General features: G+C 75.1%; 8 protein-coding genes. 5 read left to right on the top strand and 3 right to left on the bottom strand.

Annotation, left to right across the window (positions count from 1 at the left end; genetic code table 11):
* Positions 1–87: 87 nt before the first annotated feature.
* Positions 88–1,116, bottom strand: coding sequence for an ABC transporter substrate-binding protein (locus E1211_RS27875; protein ID WP_132352509.1), 1,029 nt, complete (start codon positions 1,114–1,116; stop codon positions 88–90).
* A gap of 112 nt (positions 1,117–1,228) precedes the next feature.
* Between E1211_RS27875 and E1211_RS27880 the strand changes: the two genes are divergently transcribed.
* From E1211_RS27880 to E1211_RS27900, 5 genes are all read left to right on the top strand, one after another.
* Positions 1,229–2,284 carry an iron ABC transporter permease gene (locus tag E1211_RS27880; RefSeq protein WP_132352511.1) on the top strand — a complete coding sequence of 352 codons (1,056 nt, stop codon included), beginning with the start codon at positions 1,229–1,231 and terminating at the stop codon, positions 2,282–2,284.
* Positions 2,281–3,309 carry an iron chelate uptake ABC transporter family permease subunit gene (locus E1211_RS27885; RefSeq protein WP_132352513.1) on the top strand — a complete coding sequence of 343 codons (1,029 nt, stop codon included), beginning with the start codon at positions 2,281–2,283 and terminating at the stop codon, positions 3,307–3,309. The genes E1211_RS27880 and E1211_RS27885 overlap by 4 nt, the downstream gene beginning before the upstream one ends.
* Before the next feature lie 104 nt (positions 3,310–3,413).
* The gene (locus E1211_RS27890; RefSeq protein ID WP_132352519.1) at positions 3,414–4,202 is read left to right on the top strand and encodes an ABC transporter ATP-binding protein; all 789 of its coding nucleotides are present in this window, start codon (positions 3,414–3,416) and stop codon (positions 4,200–4,202) included.
* Entirely contained in the window at positions 4,199–6,247 is a 2,049-nt protein-coding gene (locus E1211_RS27895) for a penicillin acylase family protein (RefSeq protein WP_132352515.1), read from the top strand. The genes E1211_RS27890 and E1211_RS27895 overlap by 4 nt, the downstream gene beginning before the upstream one ends.
* Positions 6,237–6,854, top strand: coding sequence for a GNAT family N-acetyltransferase (locus E1211_RS27900; protein WP_132352517.1), 618 nt, complete (start codon positions 6,237–6,239; stop codon positions 6,852–6,854). The genes E1211_RS27895 and E1211_RS27900 overlap by 11 nt, the downstream gene beginning before the upstream one ends.
* Before the next feature lie 52 nt (positions 6,855–6,906).
* Here the strand turns inward: E1211_RS27900 and E1211_RS33065 are convergent, their stop codons facing one another.
* Together E1211_RS33065 and E1211_RS33070 are read right to left on the bottom strand one after the other, a co-directional pair.
* Complete coding sequence (locus tag E1211_RS33065; RefSeq protein ID WP_207915535.1) at positions 6,907–7,785, bottom strand: S1 family peptidase; 879 nt, start codon at positions 7,783–7,785, stop codon at positions 6,907–6,909.
* Between the two features lie 120 nt (positions 7,786–7,905).
* Positions 7,906–8,742 (bottom strand): metallophosphoesterase, encoded by an 837-nt coding sequence (locus E1211_RS33070; RefSeq protein WP_207915536.1) that lies wholly within the window; start codon positions 8,740–8,742, stop codon positions 7,906–7,908.
* Positions 8,743–8,762: the final 20 nt, after the last annotated feature.

Consider the following 8,762-nt stretch of genomic DNA (forward strand, 5'->3'; position numbering starts at 1 on the left):
AACATGTATATAAGAGACAGGCTGACGACGCGGGGGGGGCGGGACTGATCCTCGACGGAGGAGCGTCGGGATCTCTCCCCCGCGTCGTCAGCTCAGCTTCTTCGCGGAGCGGATGGTGGTGGCGAGCTGTTCCAGCAGCGGCGCGGCGCCGGCGTAGGAGAAGCGCGGAACGGCGTCCCACGACGCGACCTGGTTGGCCTTGACCGCGGGCAGCTGCGCCCAGGTCGGCTTGGCGGCGAGGTCCTTGGGCTGCAGTGCGGTGCTGCGGTTGTCGAGCAGGATCAGGTCGGCCGGGAACTTGCCGGCGTTCTCCCAGCTGAGCGCCTCGAAGTAGTCACCCGCCTCCAGCTTGGTGGGGACCACGATGTCCACCCCGAGCTCGGCGAAGTACATCAGGTCGGTGCTGACCTTCGGGTTGGAGACGTAGAAGAGGTCCGGGCTGCCGGAGGCGGCCATCACCTTGATGCCCGGGTTGGCCTTGACCGCCTGGCGGACGGACTCGGCCGCCGCCTCGAAGCGGGCCTTGGCGTCGGTGACCTTCTTCGCCGACAGGTCCGCGCCGAGGGACTCGGCGAGCTGGGCGTAGCGCTCGATCGGCTTGGTCATCGGCACCCGGGCGGTGGTGATCGCCACGCTGGGCGCGAGCGGGAGGATCTTGTCCTTGCTCTCGTCCGGGACGTACCAGAGGGCGCCGGGGTCGTACATGTGGGTGACGAGCAGCTCGGGGCGGAGCGCCGCGTACTTCTCGACGCTGAACTCGCCCCAGACGTTGCCGAGGATCTCCACGCCCTCCACGTTCAGGTCGCCGGCCTGCGGGTCGACCGTGCCGTCGGCCCGCTTGGTCTCGCCGAAGACGCCGACGATCTGCTTGTCGAGTCCGAAGTCGACGAGCGCGGCGGCGGTGCCGGTGAAGGCCACCACCCGGGTCGGCCGGCTGCCGGCGTTCACCTTCTCGCTGCGGTCGTCGGTGAACGTCCAAAGGCCACCGCCGCTGCTGGACGATGCGGCGGAGTCGTCACCGTCGCCGCAGCCGGCGAGCAGGAGGCCGAAGGCGGCGGCCCCGCCGGCCAGGAGGCCGCGGCGGGAGAGGCGACGGGCGGAGGTGGAACTGAGCATGGTGTCGTCTTTCGATCGGGGTCCAGAGTGAGCATGGACAGCGCGGTTAGGTTAACCTAACCTAAATCGCTGTCAAGTCTCGTTCGGCGTTTCACCCCCACCGGAGCCCACACTGTCCGTCCTCCAGTCATCACCGCCCGACACCACCGCGGAAGCCACCGCACCAGGCCCGACGCGGCGCGGCCGGGGCACCCTGCGGGCGGTCGGCCTCGGCGCCGCCGGGGCGTTGCTCGCGGCCGTCGTCGTGCTCAGCATCACGGTCGGGGCGAAGCAGCTACCGCTCGCCGACGTCTGGTCGGGCCTGCGGGACCCCGCGTCGGCCGAGTACGCCGTGGTCCACCAGATGCGCCTGCCGCGTACGCTGCTCGGCCTGCTCGCCGGCGCGGCGCTCGGCGTCGCCGGCGCGGTGATGCAGGCGCTCACCCGCAACCCGCTCGCCGACCCGGGCCTGCTCGGCATCAACGCCGGCGCCTCCGCGGCGGTGGCCACCGCCGCGCTGCTCGGCGTGACGGCTCTCAACGGGTACGTCTGGTTCGCGCTGGTCGGCGCGGCGGCGGTGACCGCGCTGGTCTACGCCGTCGGCGGCGGGCGGGGCGCCACCCCGGCCCGGCTCGCGCTGGCCGGCGCGGCGCTCAACGCCACCCTCTACTCGTACGTCAGCGCGGTGATGCTGCTCGACGCCGCCTCGCTGGACCGGCTCCGCTTCTGGACCGTCGGCTCGCTCGCCAGCGCCGACGCCGCGACGGCGGCCCGGGTGGCGCCGTTCATCGGGGCGGGCCTGCTGGTCGCGCTCGCCACCGCGCGTCCGCTCAACGCGCTCGCCCTCGGCGACGACGCGGCCCGGGCCCTCGGCGCGCGGCCCACGCTGATCCGGACGGCCGTCATCACGGCGGTCACCCTGCTCTGCGGGGCGGCCACCGCCGCCTGCGGCCCGATCGTCTTCGTCGGCCTGCTCGTGCCGCACCTCGTCCGCGCGCTCACCGGGCCCGACCTGCGCTGGCTGCTGCCCTACTGCGCGCTGCTCGCGCCGGCGCTGCTGCTCGGCGCCGACGTGCTGGGCCGGGTGCTCGGCCGCCCCGGCGAACTCCAGGTGGGCATGGTGACGGCCGTGCTCGGTGGGCCGCTCTTCCTCTGGCTGGTGCTGCGCAGGCGGGTGGCCCGACCGTGACCGTGCTGCGTACCCCCGGCGGGTTCTCCCTGCGCTTCCGCCCCCGTGCGCTCGCCGTCGGCGCCGGTTGCGCCCTGCTCGCGGCGGGCCTCGGCGTGCTGGCGATCGCCGGCGGCGACTACCCGATGACACCGGCCGACGTGCTACGCACCCTCCTCGGCGGCGGCACCCCGGCCGAGGAGTTCATCATCCACGAGCTGCGGCTGCCCCGCCTGGTCACCGCGCTGCTGGTGGGCGCGGCCCTGGCGCTGGCCGGGGCGGTCTTCCAGTCACTGGTCCGCAACCCGCTGGGCAGCCCCGACATGCTCGGCTTCACCCAGGGCGCGTCGACCGGCGCGCTGATCGTGGTGGTGCTCGGCGGCGGCAGCCTCGCCCTCTCCGGCGCGGCCGTGGCGAGCGGTCTCGCCACCGGCCTGCTCGTCTCCCTGCTCACCTGGCGCACCGGCGTGCACGGCTACCGGCTGATCCTGGTCGGCATCGGCATCACCGCGATCCTCACCGGGGTCAACGGCTACCTGTTGACCCGGGCGCCGCTGATGGACGCGGCCCGGGCGGTGCTCTGGCTCACCGGCAGCCTCGATGGGCGGGGCTGGACCGAGGCGCTGCCCTTGCTGATCGTGCTGGCGACGCTCGCCCCGCTGGTGCTGCTCGGCTGCGGGCCGGCGCTGCGGATGCTGGAGATGGGGGACGACACCGCCGCCGCGCTCGGCGTTCCGGTGCGCCGGCTCCGGATGGTGCTGCTCGGCGCGGCGGTGCTGCTCGTCTCCTTCGCGGCGGCGGCCGCCGGGCCCGTCTCGTTCGTGGCGCTGACCGCCCCGCACCTGGCCCGACGGCTGACCCGCGCGCCCGGGCCGAACCTGCTCCCCGCCATGTGTGTGGGCGCGACACTGCTGGTGGGGGCCGACCTGCTGGCCCAGCGGGCGTTCACCGGTCACCAGCTCCCGGCCGGTGCGATCACCGGCGCGATCGGCGGGGCGTACCTGGTCTGGCTGCTGGCGGCGCAACGACGGGCGGGCCGGCTGTGAGCAGGCTCGCCGGTCCCGCAGCCGACGCAACCGTCCCGAACACCAGCGACGAGAACGGAGCACCATCGATGCAGGCCGGCACCCCTCGGCTCACCGGCACCGGGATGACCCTCGCGTACGACCGGCGCACCGTCGCCGAGGACCTGACCGTCGCCGTCCCGGACCGCTCCTTCACGGTGGTGATCGGGCCCAACGCGTGCGGCAAGTCCACCCTGCTCCGGGCGCTGGCGCGGATGCTCAGGCCGACGACCGGCGCGGTGCTGCTCGACGGCGCGGACATCCACCGGCGGCCGGCCCGTCAGGTCGCCCGTACGCTCGGTCTGCTGCCGCAGTCCTCGATCGCGCCGGACGGCATCACCGTGGCCGAACTGGTCGCCCGCGGCCGGTACCCGCACCAGGGCCTGCTGCGCCAGTGGTCGCGCGAGGACGAGCGGGTGGTCGAGGAGGCGATGACGGCGACCGGCGTCGCCGACCTGGCCGACCGCGCGGTCGACGAGCTCTCCGGCGGACAACGCCAGCGGGTGTGGATCGCGATGACGCTGGCCCAGCAGACCCCGTTGCTGCTGCTCGACGAGCCCACCACCTACCTGGACATCGCCCACCAGATCGAGATCCTCGACCTCTGCGCCCGGCTGCACGAGGAGCAGGGCCGTACGTTGGTCGCGGTGCTGCACGACCTGAACCACGCCGCCCGCTACGCCACCCACCTGATCGCGATGCGCGACGGTCGGGTCGTCGCCGCCGGGCCACCCGCCGAGGTGGTCACCGCGGAGCGGGTCGAGGAGGTGTTCGGGCTGCCCTGCCGGGTGATCGAGGACCCGGAGACCGGCACGCCGCTGGTCGTCCCGGCGGCCCGTCGACCGGCCGCGCACCTCGCCCCGGAGCCGGCGTGACCGCCCGGGTCTTCCGCGACCCGTGGGGCGTCCCGCACCTGCGGGCGGACGACGAGACGGCGCTCGCGGCGGCGCAGGGCCGGGTGACCGCGTACGACCGGGCCTGGCAGCTGGAGGTGGAGCGGCACCGGGCGCAGGGCACGAGCGCGGCCTTCCTCGGCGCCGGCGAGCTGGACTGGGACCGGTTCGCCCGGCAGGCGCGGCTGGTGGACACCGCCCGCCGCTGCCACGCCGCCCTGGATCCGGCCACCGCCGCCTGGGTGGGCGCCTACGTCGAGGGCGTCAACGCCGGCCTGGCCGCCGGGGCGTCGCGGGCACCGCAGTTCGCCGCCGTCGGGTTGACGCCCGGCCGGTGGGAGCCCTGGACCCCGCTCGCCGTCTGGCTCTCCCACCACGTGCTCTTCGCGAACCTGCCGACGAAGCTGTGGCGCGAGCACGTGGCCGAGCGCCTCGGCGAGCGGTGGATGATCCTCTTCGCCACCGACGCGCCGGCCACCGCCGGCAGCAACGGCTGGCTGCTGGCCGGCGACCGTACCGCCACCGGCGCCGCCCTGCTCGCCGGGGACCCGCACCGCTTCATCGAGGACCCCGGCGTGTACCAGCAGATCCGGCTGGCCTGCCCGGAGTACGACGTGGTCGGCCTCGCGGTGCCCGGGGTGCCCGGCATCGCCCACTTCGGGCACACCGGCGGCGTCGCCTGGGCGATCACCAACGCGATGGCCGACTACCAGGACCTGTACGCCGAGCGGCTGCGCCGCCGGGGCGTGGCCGTCGAGGCGTACGGCCCGGACGGCTGGGAGCCGGCGGCGGCGCACACGGAGACCGTCGAGGTGGCCGGGGGCGACCCGGTCGACGTCGAGGTGGTCGAGACCGCCCGAGGGCCGGTGGTGATCGGCGGCCCGGACGACGCGACCGCGATCAGCCTCCGCTATCCGCCCCGCGTCCTGGCGGAGCTGGGCTTCGCCGCGCTGCCGGCGCTGCTGCGCGCCCGGACCGTCGCCGACGTGGACGCGGCCGTCGACCGCTGGGTCGAGCCGGTCAACGTGCTCCAGGCCGCCGACACCTCGGGCGGGCTGCTGCACCGGGTCGCCGGGGCGGTGCCGGTGCGGCACCCGGCGAACCGGCTGCGCGTGGTCCCCGCCTGGTCGGCGCAGCACGCCTGGCGGGGTTGGCACGCGCCGATGCCGCGCGCCGAGGTGGACGGTGTCGCGGTGATGGCCAACGCCCGTGGACTCGCCACGCCGCTCGGCGTCGAGTTCGCCCCACCGCACCGGGCGGACCGGATCCGCGACCTGCTCGACGCGGGCGGCGCCTGGACGGCCGAGGCGATGGCGACGATCCACATGGACACGCACCTGGGCTCGGCGGGCCCTTTGATCGACCGGCTGGTCCCGCTCACCGGGCTCGGTCCGGCCGCCGCCGCCCTGCGCGACCGGCTGCTCGGCTGGGACCGCCGGATGGCCGCCGGCAGCCGCGACGCCGCCGCGTACGCGCTGGTGCGGGCGGCGTTCGTCCGGCGGCTCGCCGCCCACGAGGCCCTGGCCCCGCTCGCCGAAGCACCGGCGTACCCGGAGGTGTTCCAGCCCTGGCTGGCCCTCGCGCCGCGGGTGGCCCACGCCGTCGAGGCGGTGCTGGGCAGCGGGTTGCTGCCGGAGGAGGCCGCCGAGGCGCTGCTGCGCGCCGCCGTCGAGGAGGTGGCCGGCGGGGAACCGCCGCGCTGGGGTGAGCTGCACCGACTCACGCCGTGGCGGGCGTTGCCGGAGGCGGACCGGGATCCGGTGCCGGGCCTCGCCGGGGACCACGACTGCGTGCTCTCCACCTCCAGCGTGCCGGGAGTCACCCACGACTGCCTGCGCGCGCCGGCGGCACGTTACGCCTGGGACCTCGGCGACCGCGACCGCAGCCGCTGGGTGGTGCCCTTCGGCGCCTGCGGGGTGCCCGGGGACCCGCACCACGACGACCAGACGCCGGCCTGGCTCGCCGGTGACCTGCTGCCCGTGACCACCGACTGGGACCAGCTCACCGAGGAGCACCATGACCACTGACCGGGGCGTCACCGACCCGCACCGCTACGACCGGGACGTCGCCGGGTTCGGCCGGATCACCGTCCGCCCGGTCGACCCGGACGGGGACGTCGACCTGCTGCACGGCTGGGTCACACAGGAACGGGCCCGGTTCTGGGGCATGCTGGACGCCGACCGTGAGCGGGTACGGGAGATCTACACGTACCTGGACTCGCTGACCACGCACCACGCCTACCTGGTGCACCGGGACGAGCTACCGGTGGCGCTCTTCCAGACGTACCAGCCGGAGGCCGACCCGGTCGGCGAGTGTTACCCGGTCCAGCCCGGAGACTTCGGCCTGCACCTGTTCGTCGGCCCGGCGCCCGCGTCCGAACCGGGCTTCACCGGGCGGCTCTTCGGGGCGCTGCTCGACTTCGTCTGGGCCGACCCGAGCCGGCGACGGCTGCTCGCCGAGCCGGACGCGCGCAACGACCGGGCGGTGGCGCGGCTGGTGCGCGCCGGTTTCCGCCTCGGGCCGCTGATCGACAAGCCGGAGAAGCGGGCCCAACTGCTCTTCCTCGACCGGCCGGCGGACCCCGAACGACGACGGACCGCCGCCGGAGACGGGCGGACCTCCGGCGCGCGCTGACCGCGGGACACCGGCCGGCGGCGGGTGCGCCGCCGGCCGGTCGCCGGGCGGGTCAGGGAATGGTCAGGCCGTACGCGGCCAGGATCTCCCCGATCGGCTGGTAGAAGGTGGTGCCGCCGCTGGTGCAGTTGCCGCTGCCGCCGGAGAGGACGCCGACGATCCGGCCGGTCGCGGCCACGTAGAGCGGGCCGCCGCTGTCACCGGGCTCGGCGCAGATGTTGGTGCGGATCAGGCCGTACACCACCCCGGTGGCGTAGTTGACCGTCTGGTTCAGACCGGTGACGGTGCCGCAGCGCACGCCGGTGGTCGAGCCGCTGCGGCAGACCGCCAGGCCGATGGTGGCGGTGGCGGTGCCGGGCACGGGGAGCAGCCCCGGGTAGGTGTGGATCCCGCTGGGACGCGGGATCGTGCCGGTGTAGCGCACCACGCCGTAGTCGTTGCCGGGGAAGCTGGTGCCGGTCCGTACGCCGAGCACGGTGCTGCCTGCCGCGTTCGCGTACCAGGTGCCGGCCGTGTTGGTGCAGTGCCCCGCGGTGACGAAGTAGGAGGTGCTGCCGCTGCGGACGTTCGCGCCGAGCGAGCAGCGACCACCGCCGCCGTAGATCGCCTCGCCGGCGGCGATCAGCGTGCTGAGCCGGCCGGGCTCCCGGCGCAGGTCGGCGCCGGCCCGGGCCGCGGTGTCGCGCAGCGCCGCGAGCGTGGGACCGGTCACCGTCTCGTCGACGGTGAGGGTCATCCGTCCGGTTCCCGGGTCGAGCCCCCAGGTGGTACCGGCGGTACGCACCTGCGTGAGCGCCCGGGCCGCGGCGGCGGCGTCGGGCTGGGCGGCCGCGCCGGCGTGGGTCGGTGCGGCGGGTTGTGCCTGCACGGCGGCGGGGGTGCCGAGCAGCAGCGCGGTCAGGACGAGGACGACGAGCGGGACACGACGCATCCGAGCCTCCGATTCAATCGGTGATAGTCGATGCGTACCCAGCATCCGCCGAGTTCGCCGCGCCTTCAAGCCCCGCCCGTCGGGCGAGCCGGCCGGGTCCGCCGCCCGGTGGGCGCGGGGTCAGGCCGGCGACGCGGGGAGCACCACGCGCGGCTCGAACCCGACACCGCGCGGTCGCCACTCCCTCGGGTAGCCCAGCGACACCTCCTCGAAGCGGACCCCGTCGTACCATGTGGTGCGCGGGATGTGCAGGTGGCCGTAGACCACGGCCGCCGCGCGGAAGCGCAGGTGCCAGTCCGCCGTACGGGCGGTGCCGCACCACTGGGCGAACTCCGGATGGCGCAGGATCCGGGTCGGCTCGCGGACCAGCGGGAAGTGGTTCACCAGCACCGTCGGCCGCCCCGGGTCGACGGCCGCGAGCCGCCCCTCGGTGTACGACACCCGGGCCGCGCACCAGGCGTCGCGGCTCGGGTACGGGTCGGGGTGCAGCAGCATCTCGTCGGTGCAGACCACCCCGGCGTCGTACGCCCGGCGCAGCGACTCCTCCTTGCTCGACGTGCCGGGGGCGTGGAACGAGTAGTCGTAGAGCAGGAAGAGCGGCGCCACGGTGACCGGCCCGCCCGGGCCGGTCCAGACCGGGTAGTCGTCCTCGGGCGTACGCACGCCGAGCTCGCGGCAGGTCGCGACCAGCTCCCGGTAGCGCGCCTCGCCGCGCAGCTGGACCGGATCGTCGCGCAGCGTCCAGAGCTCGTGGTTGCCGGGCGCCCAGATCACGGTGGCGAACCGGTCGCGCAGCAGCGTCAGCGTCGCCCGGACGTCGGCGAGGTACTCGGCCACGTCACCGGCGACGATCAGCCAGTCGTCGTCGGAGCCGGGGCGCAACCCGTCGACGATCGCCCGGTTCTCGGCGTACCGGACGTGCAGGTCGCTGACCGCGAGCAGCCGCCCGCCGCTCACCGGGCCCGCACCCCCACGCC

This window comes from Micromonospora sp. 15K316 (genome assembly GCF_004348525.1).
Classification (GTDB): domain Bacteria; phylum Actinomycetota; class Actinomycetes; order Mycobacteriales; family Micromonosporaceae; genus Micromonospora.